This window comes from Terrabacter sp. NPDC000476, assembly GCF_040300125.1.
In the GTDB taxonomy this organism is placed as follows: domain Bacteria; phylum Actinomycetota; class Actinomycetes; order Actinomycetales; family Dermatophilaceae; genus Terrabacter.
In genome coordinates, this window is record NZ_JBEPDF010000002.1 from 534673 (window position 1) to 549428 (window position 14756).

14 protein-coding genes are annotated in these 14756 nt (G+C 73.4%); 2 read left to right on the forward strand and 12 right to left on the reverse strand.

The window, feature by feature from the left end:
- Positions 1 to 79: 79 nt before the first annotated feature.
- Positions 80 to 2914, forward strand: coding sequence for a S8 family serine peptidase (locus tag ABT295_RS14905; protein WP_352395191.1), 2835 nt, complete (start codon positions 80 to 82; stop codon positions 2912 to 2914).
- A 112-nt stretch (positions 2915 to 3026) separates the two neighbouring features.
- Here ABT295_RS14905 and ABT295_RS14910 read toward each other — a convergent pair whose 3' ends face one another.
- The 4 genes from ABT295_RS14910 to ABT295_RS14925 all read right to left on the reverse strand — a co-directional run bounded on the left by ABT295_RS14910 (position 3027) and on the right by ABT295_RS14925 (position 7217).
- A complete protein-coding gene (locus tag ABT295_RS14910) occupies positions 3027 to 3929 on the reverse strand; it encodes a carbohydrate ABC transporter permease (protein ID WP_352395192.1) in 903 nt (300 codons plus the stop codon).
- A complete protein-coding gene (locus ABT295_RS14915; protein ID WP_352395193.1) occupies positions 3926 to 4918 on the reverse strand; it encodes a carbohydrate ABC transporter permease in 993 nt (330 codons plus the stop codon). Before ABT295_RS14915 ends, ABT295_RS14910 begins: the two co-directional genes overlap by 4 nt.
- 13 nt (positions 4919 to 4931) lie before the next feature.
- On the reverse strand, positions 4932 to 6194 hold the full coding sequence (locus ABT295_RS14920; protein WP_352395194.1) for an extracellular solute-binding protein: 1263 nt from the start codon (positions 6192 to 6194) through the stop codon (positions 4932 to 4934).
- Positions 6195 to 6416: 222 nt separating this feature from the next.
- A complete protein-coding gene (locus ABT295_RS14925) occupies positions 6417 to 7217 on the reverse strand; it encodes a DeoR/GlpR family DNA-binding transcription regulator (protein WP_345505691.1) in 801 nt (266 codons plus the stop codon).
- A gap of 103 nt (positions 7218 to 7320) precedes the next feature.
- Here ABT295_RS14925 and ABT295_RS14930 point away from each other — a divergent pair, with 103 nt between their 5' ends.
- On the forward strand, positions 7321 to 8220 hold the full coding sequence (locus tag ABT295_RS14930) for an SIS domain-containing protein (protein ID WP_352395195.1): 900 nt from the start codon (positions 7321 to 7323) through the stop codon (positions 8218 to 8220).
- 266 nt (positions 8221 to 8486) lie between these two features.
- Here ABT295_RS14930 and ABT295_RS14935 read toward each other — a convergent pair whose 3' ends face one another.
- The 8 genes from ABT295_RS14935 to ABT295_RS14970 all read right to left on the reverse strand — a co-directional run bounded on the left by ABT295_RS14935 (position 8487) and on the right by ABT295_RS14970 (position 14706).
- Complete coding sequence (locus ABT295_RS14935; protein WP_352395196.1) at positions 8487 to 9320, reverse strand: class II fructose-bisphosphate aldolase; 834 nt, start codon at positions 9318 to 9320, stop codon at positions 8487 to 8489.
- Positions 9317 to 10369: a 1-phosphofructokinase family hexose kinase gene (locus ABT295_RS14940; protein ID WP_352395197.1), complete on the reverse strand. Its 1053-nt coding sequence runs from the start codon at positions 10367 to 10369 to the stop codon at positions 9317 to 9319. Before ABT295_RS14940 ends, ABT295_RS14935 begins: the two co-directional genes overlap by 4 nt.
- Entirely contained in the window at positions 10366 to 11298 is a 933-nt protein-coding gene (locus tag ABT295_RS14945; protein ID WP_352395198.1) for an ROK family protein, read from the reverse strand. Before ABT295_RS14945 ends, ABT295_RS14940 begins: the two co-directional genes overlap by 4 nt.
- A 109-nt stretch (positions 11299 to 11407) precedes the next feature.
- A complete protein-coding gene (locus ABT295_RS14950; RefSeq protein WP_352395199.1) occupies positions 11408 to 11677 on the reverse strand; it encodes a ferredoxin in 270 nt (89 codons plus the stop codon).
- 50 nt (positions 11678 to 11727) lie between these two features.
- A complete protein-coding gene (locus ABT295_RS14955; protein WP_352395200.1) occupies positions 11728 to 12873 on the reverse strand; it encodes an NADH-ubiquinone oxidoreductase-F iron-sulfur binding region domain-containing protein in 1146 nt (381 codons plus the stop codon).
- Complete coding sequence (locus tag ABT295_RS14960) at positions 12870 to 13433, reverse strand: ferric reductase-like transmembrane domain-containing protein (RefSeq protein WP_352395201.1); 564 nt, start codon at positions 13431 to 13433, stop codon at positions 12870 to 12872. Before ABT295_RS14960 ends, ABT295_RS14955 begins: the two co-directional genes overlap by 4 nt.
- Positions 13433 to 14407, reverse strand: coding sequence for an FAD:protein FMN transferase (locus tag ABT295_RS14965; RefSeq protein ID WP_352395202.1), 975 nt, complete (start codon positions 14405 to 14407; stop codon positions 13433 to 13435). Before ABT295_RS14965 ends, ABT295_RS14960 begins: the two co-directional genes overlap by 1 nt.
- A complete protein-coding gene (locus tag ABT295_RS14970) occupies positions 14407 to 14706 on the reverse strand; it encodes a hypothetical protein (RefSeq protein ID WP_352395203.1) in 300 nt (99 codons plus the stop codon). Before ABT295_RS14970 ends, ABT295_RS14965 begins: the two co-directional genes overlap by 1 nt.
- Positions 14707 to 14756 lie beyond the last annotated feature (50 nt).

The window sequence follows — 14756 nt, forward strand, 5'->3', positions numbered from 1 at the left end:
CATGGAACCGATCTCGCGCCGACCGGCGCCTCAGGGGATTCACCGGCGTTCCGTACGTGGCGCGATGACAGCCGTCGTCGTGACCGCACTGACCATCCCAGTCACCGCTGCCTTCGCGCAGCCGACCGCATCGAACGCAGTGCCCGCGGCGAACGACCGGCTCACGGCCGGCACAGCCGCGCAGATCAGCGCGCTGCAGAAGGTCAAGGCGTCGCTCACCGGCGCCGAGGCCAAGCTCGACAGCCGCCTCGCCCTCGGCCTGCGCGCCCGCACCGACACCGCCCTCCGACAGGCCCTCCCCGGCCTCGACACCATCGCCAGGACGAAGGCGGCGTCGGTCGACGTCGACATCGAGGTCGCAGCCGTCAGCGACTCGCTGCTCACCCGCCTCCGGGCCGCCGGGGCGTCGATCACGTATGCGTCGAGCCGGGTCCGCTCGGTGCGCGCCACCGTGCCGACCACCTCCCTCACCGCCGTCGCGGCCCTGAAGGAGGTGACGCACGTGCGCGCCGCCGGCGGCGCGATGACGTCGTCGTCCACCACCCCGAAGCCGGGGGTGGGCAGCGACGCGCAGCGCGCCCCGGGCTCGATCGTCACGACGGTGCCCTCCAAGGCCGACCGCACCAAGCGCGTCGAGGCGGCCCTCAACCGGGCGCTGACCGCGCGCCGTTCGGCCGTCGCACCGCTCGTCGGCACGGTGACGTCCGAGGGCGACAAGGCGCACGCGGCCGACGTCGCCCGCACCCGCTATCGGGTGTCAGGCGTCGGCGTGAAGGTCTGCGCCCTCTCCGACGGCGTCGACTCGCTGCCGGCCTCGATCGCCTCGGGCGACCTGCCACCGGTCGACGTGCTGCCCGGCCAGGAGGGCAGCGGCGACGAGGGCACGGCGATGCTCGAGATCATCCACGACCTCGCACCCAAGGCCGACCTCGGCTTCGCCACCGCCTTCACGAGCGCGGCCTCCTTCGCCGACAACATCCGCGCCCTGCGCAGCCAGGCCGGCTGCGACATCATCGTCGACGACGTGCTCTACTTCGCCGAGTCGCCCTTCCAGGACGGCCCGATCGCGCAGTCGGTCAACGCCGTCACGGCCGACGGCGCGCTCTACCTCAGCTCGGCGGGCAACGAGGGCAACGTCATCGACGGCACCTCGGGCAACTACGAGGGTGACTTCCGCGCCTCCGGCCAGCGCGTCGGCAAGTTCGTCGGCGACGCCCACGACTTCGACCCCGGGCCGGGCGTGCAGCTCTACGAGCCGCTCTCCGACCCCAGCGGCGGCGTGCCCGTGACGCTGCACTGGGCCGACCCGCTCGGGGCGGCGGCCGACGACTACGACCTCTACCTGCTGAACGGCAGCGGCAACGTCATCGGCTTCTCGCAGGAGGTGCAGGACGGCGACGACGACCCCTTCGAGATCCTCGGCACCGACCCGTTCACCACCAACCAGCGCCTAGCCGTCGTCAAGTACTCCGGCGCCGACGTCTACTTCCAGCTCTCGGCCCTGCGCGGTCGCTACGTCGACTCGCCCGACGGGCTCGCGGCCTACACCACCCCCGGCGTCACGCGCGGCCACTCGGCCACCGTCGACGCGATCAGCACGGCCGCCGCGCCCGCGGCGACGCCGCTGCCCTTCGACCTCGAGCCGGGCGACCCGCCGAACCCGTCCGGGCCCTTCCCGAACGCCTTCACCCGAGCGCAGCTGCCGGAGCGCTTCACCTCCGACGGCCCGCGCCGCGTCTTCTTCGCGGCCGACGGCACGCCCTACACGCCGGGCAACACGAGCTCGACCGGCGGCGTCGTGCGCCAGAAGCCCGACCTCACGGCGGCCGACGGCGTCAGCACGACGGTGCCGGGCTTCGAGAGGTTCTTCGGCACGTCGGCGGCCGCACCGCACGCCGCCGCCATCGCCGCGCTCGTGCTGTCGGGCAACCCGGGCACCGCGCCCGACGAGATCCGTGACGCGATGGTCTCGACCTCGATCGACCTGACCCCGCCGGGCACCGACCCGCGGACCGGTCACGGCGTCGTGCTCGCGACGCGGGTGCTGCGCCAGACCGGGGCGACGCCGCAGCCGCTCGTGCGCACCGGCCAGGCCACCGTGGCGCCCGCCGGCGACGGGGACGCCTACCTCGAGCCCGGCGAGTCCGGCACGCTGACCGTGCCGGTGACGAACATCGGTGACGGGCGCGCCACGAGCGTCAACGTCCGCCTCCGCTCGGGCGACGCGGGCGTCACCGTCACGCCGTCCGTGCGCACCTACGGCACCCTCGCCGCGGGGGCCACGGCCTCACGCACCTTCACGATCCGACTGGCCGCGGGCTACCCCGCCGGCAAGCCGGTCTCCGTGGCGGCCACCGTGTCGTTCGTCGGCAGCTACTCGCCGCAGCGCTCGACCCTGTCGCTGCCCACCGGCCAGCCGGCCGCCGAGCCGACGCGGTTCAGCTACACCGGCCCGGCCGTGGCGATCCCCGACCGCGACGCGACCGGGGCGAGCGTTCCCATCCCGGTCACCGGGTCGACGTATGCCGGCGACATCCGCTTCAGCATCGACGGCACCACGTGCACGACCGACGAGGGCGCGACGACCGTGGGTCTCGACCACACGTACGTCTCCGACCTCGTCGGCACGCTGACGTCGCCGTCGGGGGCGAGCGCCACCGTGTTCAGCGGCAACGGCGGCTCGGGCAACAACCTGTGCCAGGTCGTCTTCGACGACGACGCCACGCGCAGCATCGTCTCGGCGGGCAGCACCGACGCGCCGTTCACGGGTGAGTGGAAGCCCGTGTCGCCGCTCGCGCCACTGCTCTCGCAGCCGGTCGTCGGCAGCTGGACCTTCTCGGTCGTCGACCGGGCGGGCGGCGACGTCGGCTCCATCCGGGCCGTCTCGCTCGAGCTGCTCGGCTACGTCGGCTGACGAAGAGGTCCAACCCCTCCGACCCGTGAACGGGAAGGGGCCCCGGTCGTCACGACCGGGGCCCCTTCCCGTGCGCTGCGTTGCGCTGCTCGTTGTTGCTCGCGGGTTCGGGCTACTTGACCGAGCCGGCCGTGAGGCCGCCGACGAGGTGCTTCTCGATGACGGCGAAGAGGATGACGACGGGCACGACCGCGATGACCGAGGCCGCGAAGAGCTGGTCCCAGTGCTGCTCGTAGCCGGTGATGTAGGCCCGCATGCCGACGGTGAGCGGCTTCTTGTCGTCGTCGATCATCAGCGTCAGGGCCACGACGTACTCGTTCCACGCGGCGATGAAGGTGAAGATCGTCGCCGTGACGAGACCGGGAAGCGTGAGCGGCAGCATGACGCGGCGCAGCACCTGCCACCGGCTCGCGCCGTCGAGCGCCGCCGCCTCCTCGACCTCGAGCGGGATCGAGGCGAAGAAGCCGTGCAGGATCCAGATCGCGAAGGCGAGGTTGAACGCGGCGTTCGTGATGATGAGCGCGGCGTAGGTGTTGATGAGGTTGAGCTCGAAGAACTGGCGGTAGAGGCCGACGACGAGCGAGGTCGGCGCGAACATCTGCGTCACGAGCACGAGCAGCAGGAACGCGCCGCGGCCGGGGAACCGGTGCCGCGAGGTCATGTAGGCCGCCGGGATCGCGACGAGGATGACGATGACCGTCGAGCCGGTCGCGACGATGAGCGAGGTCTTGAGCCACGACAGGAACCGGTCGTCGCCGAGCACCTGGGCGTAGGTGTCCCACTGCCAGACCTTCGGCAGGAACGACGGCGGGGTGCTCTTGACGTCGCTGCTCGTGCGCAGCGAGTCGAGCACCATGACGAGGTAGGGCGCGACGAAGACGAAGGCGACGAGCGCCCCGCCGACCGCCATGAGGATCTTCCTGCGGCGCTTGGGATCCCGCGTGCGCACCGGCGGATCCGACTGCGGCGGGGACGCGCCCGCCGCGCGGGCTGCAGGTGCCGTCGTGGTGCTCATCGGCTCGTCTCCTCACGCCAGTTGATGATCTTGAGGTAGACGGCGACGACGACGAGGATCAGCAGGACGTTGAAGATGCCCGCCGCGGCCGACATGCCGACGTCCTTCTCCTGGCTCTTGAAGGCCAGCTTGTACATGAACGTGATCGTCGTGTCGTGCAGGTAGCCCGGGTTGCGGTCGTTGAGGGTGTAGATGATCGGGAAGCTGTTGAAGACGTAGATGACGTTGAGCACCGTCGCGATCATCAGGGCCGGGCGCATGAGCGGCAGCGTGATGCTCCGGTAGCGCTGCCACGGGCTCGCGCCGTCGACGGTCGCGGCCTCCATGACGTCGTCGGGGATCGCGCCGAGGCCGGCGATGAAGACGAAGATCGTGAACGGCAGCGAGACGAAGACGCCGACGACGACCATCGAGAACATTGTCCAGGAGTCGTTGCCGAGGAAGTCGATCGGGGTGTCGATGACGTGCAGGCTCGTCAGGACGTGGTTGATGATCCCGTAGTTGTAGTCGTAGAGCAGCACGAAGAGCTGGCTCGTGATGACGAGCGAGGCGGCCCACGGGATGATGACGGCCCAGCGCACGAAGCGCCGCCCGGGGAAGCTCTTGACGAGGAACTGCGCGAGCGCGAGGCCGAGCACGATGGTGAAGGCGACGACGGCGACGACCCAGACGACGGTGTTGCGCAGCACCGTGCCGAGGTCGGGGTGCTCGAGCACCTTGGCGTAGTTCGACCAGCCCGCGTCGCCCTTGCGCAGCCCGGTGATGGAGTACTCCCCGCGCGAGGCGTCGAAGAGCTTGAGCGCCGGGTAGAGCACGACCCCGAGGATGAGCACGAGCGCCGGCGCCAGCCAGAGCAGGGCGACGAGGGGGTGCACCCGGCCGATGCGGCCGGCGTGTGCGCGACGGCGACGGGACGGCATCCGGGAACGGCGGTCCCCCGACCCCGCCGCGAGGGCGGGGTCGGGGGTCACGGTGGTGCGCTCGGTCATCGCGGAGCGAGCCTCAGCCGCCGTTTTCGGCGGTCTTCTGCAGACCGTCGAGGGTGGCCTGCGGTGAGCCGGTCAGGCCGCCACCGAGGTTCTGCTGCACGGCGAGCTTGACCTTGTCCCACGTCGGGTCGTCGGTCGGGGTGAGCTGTGCGTTGGGCAGGGTGTCGAGGTAGACCTTGAGCGAGGTCTCGCCCTTGAATGCCTCGACGCCCGACTTCGTGACGGGCAGGAAGCCCTCGGCCTTGATGAAGGTGTTGACCTGGTCGGGCTGGTAGTAGAGGTCGTAGAAGGCCTTGACCGCCTTCTCGTTGCCCGGCTTCTTGAAGGCCATGAGGTAGTCGGTGACGCCGAAGGTCTTGCTCTCGGAACCGTCGTTCGTGGGGAACGGCGCGACGCCGTAGTCGACCTTCTTGTCCGCGTCGAGCGCGGCGGCGAGGGGGCTGAAGCCGATGACCATGCCGGCCTTGCCCGACTTGAAGAGGTCGAACGCGTCGGCCCGGTTGGTGCGGGCCGGGTTGTTCTGCGTGACCTTCTCGTCAGTGAGCTTCTTGAGGAAGCTCAGCGTCTCGACGTTCTTGGCGGAGTTGATCGTCCACTTGTCGCCGTCCTTCCACGTGCCGCCGTTGTTGAACAGCCACATGGAGAACTCGCCCTGCGACTCCTCGGGGCCGAGCGGGAGCGCGTAGCCGACGGTGCCGTTGCCGAGCGCGGTGAGCTTCTTCGCGTCGGCCTCGAGCTCGGTCCACGTCTTGGGCGGTTCGTTGATGCCGGCCTGCTTGAAGAGCGTCTTGTTGTAGAAGAACGCGCGCGCCGAGGAGAGGTCGGGGAAGCCGTAGAACTTGCCGTCGTACGTGCCGTACTTGACGAAGGTGTCGAGGATGTCGCTCTTGACGGCCGCGGGCAGCACGGCGTCGGAGTCGTAGAGCAGCCCGTCCTTGGCGTAGCTGGCGTACGCGTTGAGGTTGAGGATGTCGGGCGCCTGGTTGTTCTGGATCATCGTCGAGGACTGCTGGTCGATGTTGTCCCAGCTGACGACCTGCACGTCGAGCGTGTAGCCGGTCTTCTGCTTGTACGTCGCCGCGAAGGCGTCCCAGAACTTCTTCGTGTTGTCCTTGGAGTACTCGGCCGCGACGAGCTTGATCGTCTTGACCTCCTCACCGCTGCCGCCGGTGGACCCGCCGGCCGAGCCGGCTCCGGTGCCGCCGCCACAGGCGCCGAGGGCGAGGCCGGCGATGGCCACTCCCGCGACGACCACAGACTTCTTCGTCGACCTCATGTCTCTCCTTGGTTCGGTTCCGGGCGTGGTGGGCACGTGGGGGACGTGCCGGCCCGGACACACGGTGGGGCCCAACCTAGGGCGCGCCCGGCAGGGATTCAAGAGCAATGCTGACCGAGTTGTCGATCAATCGATCACATTCACGCATCAGTGGGGCACGGCGGCATACCGCCGCGGGGCGGTCACGCGCGCTTTCGAGGCGAGCACGACGTGGCCCGGCCCTCAGACCTGGTGGACCTCGACGCCCGCGGCGCGCAGCGCCTCGACCTCCGCGGGGTCCGCGTCCACGGTGGTGACGAGGTGGTCGATGCGCTCGGCGGGAGCGATCGAGGCGAAGGTGCGCAGCCCGAGCTTGTCGCCGGTCGTCACGCAGATGACCTCCTTGGAGCGCTCGATCATGGTGCGGATGATCGCCGCCTCCTCCTCGTGGCGGCAGGTGGCACCCTCGCGCGCCGACAGGCCGTTGACCCCGACGATGGCGACGTCGATCCACAGCTGCTGGAGCACGAGCGTCGCGAGCGGACCCGTCACCTCGTAGGACTCCGGCCGGGCCACCCCGCCGAGCGAGACGCACTGGACGTGCGGGCGCAGCACCGCCTCGGTCGCGATGTTGAGCGCGTTGGTGACAAGCGTGAGCTCGCCGCCGACGGCGAGGTCCTCGCGCGCCGTGAGGGCGCGCGCCGTCGCGGTCGTCGTCGTACCGCCGTTGACGCCGACGACCTGGCCGGGGCGCACGAGCGCCGCGGCCGCCGTCGCGACGCGGGCGCGGTCGTCGTCGCCACGGCTGCTGCGGTAGCGGTAGGGCAGCTCGTAGGCGACCGAGGTCGCGACCACACCGCCGTGGTTGCGCGCGACGAGCTGGCGCCGGGCGAGCTCGGAGAAGTCGCGGCGGATCGTCGCCTCGCTGACGCCGAGCAGCTCGGCCGCCTCGCCGACGCCGAGCCGACCCGCCGTCGCGAGCCGGTCGAGCATCACCGACCAGCGGCCGGCCCGGGTGCGTGCGAGATCGCCGTCATCGGTCACGCGCCGAGCGTAGCGCGGAAGTCGAGCAGTGGACATGTGCATCTGTGCGCGTTTACGCTTCGGAACGCGCAGACACAATCACCTTCTTCGTCGGAGTCGCCCCATGTCCCAGCCCACGCACCTCGCCCGTGAGATCGCCACCCAGCCGGACGACTGGGCCCGCACCGCCGCGCGCCTGCCCGCCGTGGCGGGCGACCTGCCCCGCCCCGGCGAGCGCGTCGCGACGATCGGGTGCGGCACGTCGTGGTTCATGGGCCAGGCGTATGCCGCCCGCCGCGAGTCCCTGGGGCAGGGGCCGACCGACGCCTTCACGGCCTCGGAGCACCGCCTCGCGCGCGGCTACGACCGCGTCGTCATCATCTGCCGGTCGGGCACGACGACCGAGGTGCTCGAGGTGCTCGACGAGCTGCTCGCCGCGGGCACGCCGCACGTGTCGATCGTCGCGACGCCGGGCACCCCTGTGGCGGAGCGGTCGGCCGCCACGATCCTCATGGACGACGTCGACGAGCAGTCGGTCGTGCAGACCCGATTCGCCACCTCGACGCTCGCGCTGCTGCGCGCCTCGCTCGGCGAGGACCTCGGGCCCGTCGTCGAGCAGGCGCGGGCCGTGCTCGCGGAGGACGTCGAGACCGCCCTCGGCGACCTCCGCTCGGTCGAGCAGGTGACCTTCCTCGGCACCGACTGGAGCAACGGCCTCGCGAACGAGGCGGCCCTCAAGCTGCGCGAGTCGGCGCAGTTCTGGGCCGAGTCCTACGTGGCGATGGAGTACCGCCACGGCCCGATCAGCATCGCCGCCCCCGGCCGCGCGGTCTGGGCCCTCGGCGCCGTGCCGGACGGGCTGGCCGAGCAGGTGCGCGAGACAGGCGCGCACTTCGAGCACCGCGACCTCGACCCGATGGCCGAGCTCGTCCGCGTGCACCGGCTCTGCCTCGCGCGCGCCGAGTCGGCCGGCCTCGACCCCGACGCTCCGCGCCACCTGACGCGCAGCATCGTCCTGACCTGACGCCAGCCCCCCCCCGCTTCAACCGTCGAAAGGCCAAAGTTCGGGGGTCCCCAACCGTCGAGAGGCCACTTCTCGTGGGTCCCCAACCGTCGAGGGGCCAAATTCCGCGGGTGCCAGACCGTTGAAAGGCCAATCCTCGCAACCCAGGTTTGGCCTTTCGACCTGTGCGCACCCGCACGACGTGGCCTTTCGACGGTCGGGGGTCTCGAAAAGTGGCCTCTCGACGTGTTCAGATCCGCAAGAAGTGGCCTTTCGACGGTTGGGGGTCAGCGCAGGGCCAAGAGGGTCATGAGGCGGGCGGCCTCGTCGGTGACGGCGTCGCGTGCGGCGCCGAGGTAGGCCCGGGTGTCGACGGTCGGCCGCGCCTCGAGACGCGCCGTCATCGCGGTCGTGAACACCTGGTTGAGGTGGGTCGCGACGTTGACCTTCGTCATGCCGGCCCGCACCGCCCCGACGAGTCCCTCGTCGGGCACGCCCGACGAGCCGTGCAGCACGAGCGGCACCGGCACCTGCGCACGCAGCCGTCCGATGAGGTCGGTGTCGAGCCGGGCCGTGCGGTCGGTCATCGCGTGGCTGCTGCCGACGGCGACGGCGAGCGCGTCGACGCCCGTGTCGGCGACGAACTGCGCCGCCTCCCCGGGGTCGGTGCGCGCCCCGGGCGCGTGCACCCCGTCCTTGCCGCCGACCTCGCCGAGCTCGGCCTCGACGCTGACGCCGGCCGCGCGGCAGAGCGCCACGACGCGGGCGGTCTCGGCGCGGTTGGCGTCGTCGGGCAGCCGCGACCCGTCGAACATCACCGACGTCAGCCCGAGCCGCACGGCTTCCTCGACGAGCGCGACGTCCTCCGCGTGGTCGAGGTGGACGACGACGTCCTGCGCGCACGCGTCGGCGATCGCGAGCGTCGCGGCGGCCAGCGGCGCGAGCGACCCGTGGTAGCGCACGCAGTTCTGCGAGATCTGCATGACGACGGGCAGGCCGACGCGCTCGGCCGCGGCGGCATACGCCTCGGCGTGCTCCAGCTGGATGACGTTGAAGGCGGCGAGCGCCCGTCCGTCGGCGCGGGCTGCGGCGAGCAGCGGGGTCAGGGGGGAGCGGCTCACGAACGGATCTCCTCGATCTCGACGTCGGGGGCGAGTCGATCGGCGTCGGCAGGGTCGAGCGCCCCGGCGACCGGCTGGAGCACGGCGGCCGCCGACCAGGCCACGCCGGCGCGCAGCAGGGCCTCCCACGGGGCGGCGCCGTCGGGCAGCTGACCGGCTTGGTCGAGCCCGGCCGCGAGCGCCGCGGTCAGGGCGTCACCGGCCCCCGTCGGGTTGCCGGTCAGCGGTCGCGGCAGCCGCGCGCGCAGGGCGAGCTCGCCGTGCACGAGCACGAGCCCCGCGGCGCCGTCGCTCACCACCGCGGCCCGCGCACCCGCACCGACGAGGGCGTATGCCGCCTCCTCCGCGGTGGGGAGGGTGGCCGTCGCCGCGGGCGCGGGGTCCGTCGTCCCAGCGAGGGCGTGAAGGACCCCGGCGGCCTCCGACCGGTTCGGCTTGACGAGGTCGGGGTGCGCGGGCAGCGCGCGGGCGAGGGCCTCGCCGCTCACGTCGAGCACGACGAGCAGGTCGTGCGCGTGGGCGAGCTCGGTCAGGCGCAGCACGAGGTCGGGGTCGGTGCCGGGGGGCAGGCTGCCCGAGACGGTGAGCACGCGCGCCGACCCGGCGAGCCGCTCGACCTCGTCGGTGACGAGCTGCCAGACCCGGCGCGACTGCCCGACCCCGGCCTCGTTGAGCAGGGTGGCCCGGCCGTCCGACTCGACGACGGCGACCGAGCGGCGGGTCGGGCACGGCGACTCGATGAGCCGGTGCGGCACCCGCCGCGCGTCGAGGTCGGCGGCGAAGAGGTCGCGGTCGAGGGCGCCCACGGGTGCGACGGCGACGACCCCGGCCCCCGGCGACGTGCCGGTCTCGGTGGGCGTCGTGGTCGTCGGGGTCGACGTCCGGTTCGACGTCGAGGCGAGCATCGTCGCGAGCACCGCGGCGACGTTGAGGCCCTTGCCGCCTGCCCGCTCGGTCACCGACCCGACGCGGTGGGACTCGCCCAGCGTGACGGTCGGCACGGCATACGTGATGTCGAGGGCCGGGTTCGGCGTCAGGGTGACGATCATCGGCCGACGAGCCCGAGGGCGAGGCTCGCGGCGCCGAGCGAGCCGGCGCGGTCACCGAGGGCGGCGGCCTCGACCGCGACGTCGCCGAGGTGCCCGACCCGGTCGGCGAGCGCCGCGCGGAGGGGGACGAGCAGGGCGTCGCCGGCGTGCACCAGGCCACCGCCGACGAGCACGAGCTCGGTGCCGGCGGCCGCCACGACGGGCGCGAGCACGCTCGCGAGCGCGTCGATCGCCTCGGTCCAGACCCGCTGGGCCTCCGGCTCGCCCGCGGCGGCGCGGCGGGCGACCTCCTCGGCGTCGCCGGTGAGGCCCGTCGCCTCCGACCAGCGGCGGCCGATCGCACCGGCGCTGGCCACGGCCTCGAGGCAGCCCCGCCGGCCGCACCCGCAGGGCGGGCCGTCCGGCACGACGACGACGTGACCGATCTCCCCGGCCCAGGGCGCGCCCGTGACGAGCTCACCGCCGGTGAGCAGCGCGCTCGCGAGACCGGTGCCGAGGGGGACGAAGAGCACGTTCGCGACGGCGCGGGCGGCCCCGAGGCGGTGCTCGGCAAGCAGCCCGGCCCGCACGTCGTGGCCCACGGCCACGGGCACGTCGACCCGGGCGGCGACGGCCGAGCGCAGGTCGAGGTCGCGCCAGCCGAGGTTGGCCGACCACACGCCGATGCCGGCGGCCTCGTCGACGAGCCCGGGCACGACGACGCCGACCGCGAGCAGGGTGGCCGGCTCCGCAGGCTGCGCGACGAGGTCGGCGACGAGCTCGGCGACGACGTGCGCGGCGAGGTCGCCGAGGCGCTCACCGTCGCGGTCGCCGAGGCCCGACGGGGTCGGGGTGACGGTCTCGGCGAGCACCTCGCCGTCGACGGTGACGAGGCTCGCCTTGGTGCGGGTGCCCCCGACGTCGATGCCGACGACCGCTTCGCGCTTCACCGGCGCAGTCTATGAGCAATGCTGCGCGAAGGCCCAGTCGATCGAGCAGATTCGGACACACACCTCGTCCGCTGTCGACGACCTACGGGTCAAGCGTGGCAGGCCGGCGTCAGCGGCGGTAGAGCGCCCGCGCCGGACAGAGCCGCACGGCCGCCGCGAGGGCCTCGAGCGCCACCGGGTCGTCGCCGTCGACTCGGGCCTCGACGACGACCGGGTAGCCCCACTCGTCGAGGGTCACCCCGTCGAGCAGCTGCGCGCACACGCCGTGGCCGCTGCAGGCCACGCGGTCGACCGCGAGCACGGGGTCACCGGCGAGCCCGAGCCGTCGGCTCGTGCTGCGGCGGCGATCGGCGGGTGCCGACGGGGAAGTCGTGGACATCGCTGCTCCTTCAGGGGTCAGAGGTCAGGGGGGTCAGAGGCTCAGAGGCTCTAGGGGCTCCGGTGGGTGCGACCGGAGAATGCCGTCGAGCCGGCGAGCTGCGCAGGGCGGGACGACGCGTCGGCGGACGGGTCGGCGGACGGGCAGCGCCCGGCCCGGTGCTCCTCGAGGTGGCCGTCGAGCACCCGCAGCGCCGAGTCGGCGAAGCCGGCCACGCCGTCGGGGAAGCGGCAGGCGCCGCGACCGGGCAGCAGGGCGACCCGGGCGCGCACCTCGCGGCCCGTCGGGTCGGCGCCGGTCAGCAGCGCCCTCCAGTCGGCGGCGAGCGCCGGCAGGCCGAACATGCACGGCCCGCACTGCCCCGCGCTCTCGCCGGCCGCCCACGCGAGGCAGCGGTCGACGAAGCCGAGGGGGCAGTCGCGCGGGTCGAGCACCTCGAGCACGCCCGGGCCGGTGCGGGCCCCGACGCGGGCGAGGTCGGCGTCCGACCAGCGCAGCCCGGCCACCGAGCCAACGTCGACGAAGGCGCCACCGAGACCGCCGACGAGCAGGGCGGGCGACCCCGGCGGCAGCCCACCGGCGGGCCGCAGCAGGTCGGTGACGGGCTCACCGGCGGCGGTCTCGAGCACGAGACCACGCACGCTCGGGGTGCTCACGGCGACGAGCCGCGGGCCCGGCTGATCGGGCGTGCCGACCGAGCGGAACCAGGCCGCACCCCGGTCGGCCACCTGCGCGACTCGCCACACCGTCTCGGCGTTGAGCACGACCGTGGGCGGGATGCGCCGGCCGGCGGAGTCCCGGCCCCCGCGCACGACCGGCTGGCGCTTCGTCAGCGGCCGGGCGAGCCCCCCGCGGGCGAGCGAGACGAGCGACGACTCCTCGGAGGAGACGTAGCGCGCCGGCACGTCGAGCACCGGCAGCCCGGCCGCGCGCAGGAGGGCGACGGTCTCGGAACCGCGGTGGGCGGCATACGTGACCGGGGACCCGGCGGCGACGAGGGAGGCGCCCTCGACGAGCTCGGCGAGGTGGTGGCGCACGACCCAGGCGTCCTTGGCGGCGCCGAGCTCGCCGTCGCAGGCGTTGACGACGAGGCGCGCGCCGTGCGCGTGCGCGGCCTCGACCTTCGTGGCGGTGCGGAAGGCCGCGCCGCCACGGCCGGTCAGGCCCGCCTCGGCCAGCAGGGCGACGAGGTTCATGACCACTCCTGGGCGGCGACGAGCGCGCGGCGGTCGCGGTCGGCGTGCGTCGAGGCGAGGCGCCAGGCGAGCGCGGCGGCTCCGGCGACGGCGCAGGCGAGCGTGATGCCGCGCAGCACCGGCTGGTCGCCCGTGCCCAGCGCGAGGCCGTGCACGACGGCCACCGGCCACAGGGCGTGCGAGAGCAGGTGCACCCGGCGCCACGTGCGCTCGGCGAGACGGGCCCGCAGCACGGACGTGACGACGACGGCGACGAGCACGTCGAGCGCGAGGGTGCCGAGGCCCACCCAGAGCGTCTCGTAGCCGGAGGTGAAGGGCAGCACGGCGCTGACGGCGTCGATGGAGACGTAGGTCTCGGCCACGGCGGTCGCGACGTGCGCGGCGAGGAACACCGTCATCCCGAGGGAGAGCGAGCGGTGCAGCGCCATGACGAGGGTCGCGCCCTCGCCGCGGGGTGCGCGCCGGCCGGCGATGACCGCACCGAGCACGACGACCGCAGTGAGCAGCACGATCGCGGCGACGCCGGTGCCGCGCGAGGCGTACCAGAGCAGCTCGTTCATCAGGCGGCCCTCCGCGCGGCGGCGGGCCAGCCGGGCGTCGTCACGACGCGACCGTCGAGGCCCTCGAGGCGGGCGGGCACGCCCTGCGCGGTCAGCCAGGCGGGGGCGTCGGCGCCGAGCACGACGGCCGCGGTCGACGCCGCGTTCGCCTCGAGGCAGCTGACGGCTGCGCACGAGACCTGGGCCCACACCGCGGCGGCTGGGCGCCCGGTGCGCGGGTCGATGACGTGGTGCCGCGGGCCGTCGTCGGTGGGCCACACCCGCAGCCGCGTCGACGAGGTCGCGACGGCCTGCCCGGTGCTCGTGACGACCTCGCGCACGACGGCGTCGGCGCCCTCGATGCCGACGGCCCAGCCGCCGGCCGGCAGCTCCCCGGCCACCGCGACGTCACCGCCGAGGTTGACCGCGAAGCCACCCGGCAGCCGGGCGGCGAGCAGCGCCGCGATCGTGTCGGCCGCGTGCGCCTTGGCCGAGGCGCCGAGGTCGAGCAGGGTGCCCGGGGCCACCGTGACCCGGCGGGCCGAGACGTTGAGGTGCACCGTGTGCCACCGCGGCACCGGCGCGACCCGCACCTGGTGGAAGCCTTCGCGTGCCCGCACCACGTCGAGGTCGCCGTCGTAGCCCGTGGCCACGAGCGCCGCGCCCACCGTCGGGTCGACGAGCCCGCCCGTCAGCCGCGCGACGCGCAGCGCCGCGAGCAGGTATGCCGTGAACACCGGCGACACGAACGCCTCGGCCGGTGCGTGGCGGGCCTTCTCGGCGAGCCGGCTCACCTCGGAGTCGGGGCGGAAGCGGCTCACCGCCGCGTCGACCTGCTCGAGGTGACCACGGGCGATCGCCAGGGCGTCACCGAGCACCTCCGGACGGGTCACGAGCACCGTGTTGCTCGTGCCGATGGCGCGGAAGGTCGCGGCCGCGACGCCACCCGCAGCGGCCGGGACGACGGGTGTCAGGGGGAGCGTCGTGCGGTCCATCACGAGCCGCCCGAACTGGTCTGGGCCTGGGCGTCGGTGCCGCTCACCGGGGCCACGGCCCCGAAGCCCGAGCTGCCGGCATCCCGGGCGGACACCTGGCCGGACACCTGGCCGGAGGTCTGGCCGGACGTCTGGCCGGACGTCTGGCTCGTGCCCTGCGACACGGTCTGGGTGGCGACGGTCTGGCCCTGGGTCTGCGCGAGGTGGATGCCGACGGCGCCGACGAGGACGGTGGAGGCGGTCAACAGGCCGGCGGTCCACCGTCGGGCTCGGCGCAGGGCGCGGGGGACGGTGCTCATCGGGGCTCCTTCGTCAGGTGGATGCCCCCACCGTCGCGAGCGCCGCTGTG

Excerpts from the sequence above, each read along its gene's own strand:
- ABT295_RS14910 (WP_352395192.1), bottom strand. The coding sequence starts at position 3,929 with ATGAGCACCACGACGGCACCTGCAGCCCGCGCGGCGGGCGCGTCCCCG.
- ABT295_RS14915 (WP_352395193.1), bottom strand. The coding sequence starts at position 4,918 with ATGACCGAGCGCACCACCGTGACCCCCGACCCCGCCCTCGCGGCGGGG.
- ABT295_RS14920 (WP_352395194.1), bottom strand. The coding sequence starts at position 6,194 with ATGAGGTCGACGAAGAAGTCTGTGGTCGTCGCGGGAGTGGCCATCGCC.
- ABT295_RS14930 (WP_352395195.1), top strand. The coding sequence starts at position 7,321 with ATGTCCCAGCCCACGCACCTCGCCCGTGAGATCGCCACCCAGCCGGAC.
- ABT295_RS14940 (WP_352395197.1), bottom strand. The coding sequence starts at position 10,369 with ATGATCGTCACCCTGACGCCGAACCCGGCCCTCGACATCACGTATGCC.
- ABT295_RS14950 (WP_352395199.1), bottom strand. The coding sequence starts at position 11,677 with ATGTCCACGACTTCCCCGTCGGCACCCGCCGATCGCCGCCGCAGCACG.
- ABT295_RS14955 (WP_352395200.1), bottom strand. The coding sequence starts at position 12,873 with ATGAACCTCGTCGCCCTGCTGGCCGAGGCGGGCCTGACCGGCCGTGGC.
- ABT295_RS14960 (WP_352395201.1), bottom strand. The coding sequence starts at position 13,433 with ATGAACGAGCTGCTCTGGTACGCCTCGCGCGGCACCGGCGTCGCCGCG.
- ABT295_RS14965 (WP_352395202.1), bottom strand. The coding sequence starts at position 14,407 with ATGGACCGCACGACGCTCCCCCTGACACCCGTCGTCCCGGCCGCTGCG.
- ABT295_RS14970 (WP_352395203.1), bottom strand. The coding sequence starts at position 14,706 with ATGAGCACCGTCCCCCGCGCCCTGCGCCGAGCCCGACGGTGGACCGCC.